The organism is Nocardia tenerifensis NBRC 101015 (genome assembly GCF_000308715.1).
Classification (GTDB): Bacteria; Actinomycetota; Actinomycetes; order Mycobacteriales; family Mycobacteriaceae; genus Nocardia; species Nocardia tenerifensis.
The window spans coordinates 1-436 of the sequence record NZ_BAGH01000434.1; the positions used below are offsets into that span (position 1 = coordinate 1).

At 70.6% G+C, this 436-nt stretch carries 1 protein-coding gene; it reads left to right on the forward strand.

The annotated features are described in order from the left end of the window. Nucleotides 1–436: ketoacyl-synthetase C-terminal extension domain-containing protein (locus ON39_RS33830; protein ID WP_040740309.1), on the forward strand; the 436-nt coding region annotated here is incomplete at both ends.

Genomic DNA, 436 nt, shown 5'->3' on the forward strand with positions numbered 1-436 from the left:
ACCACCGAAGTCGACTGGAACACCGGAGCCGTCCAACTACTCACCGAACAACAACCATGGCCCCAACACAACCGACCCCGCCGCGCAGCCATCTCCTCCTTCGGCATCAGCGGCACCAACGCCCACATCATCCTCGAAGAAGCACCGACCGACGACGCGGAGATTCCACCGCATGCGGAACCACCGTGCGTGCCACTGGTCCTCTCCGCGAAATCCGTTGCGGCGCTGCGCGCCCAAGCCAGGCAGCTGTTGACGCTCGACGACGCGGACCCGGCCGATATCGGCCGGTCGCTGGTCACCGGCCGCGCGAGGCTGGAGCACCGCGCCGTCGTGGCGGGCGCGGACCGCACCGCGCTGCGGGCCGGTCTGCGCGCACTCGCCGAGGGCGCACCGCATCCCGCCGTGGTCGAAGGCCAGGCCGGACCGGCGGGCAAGG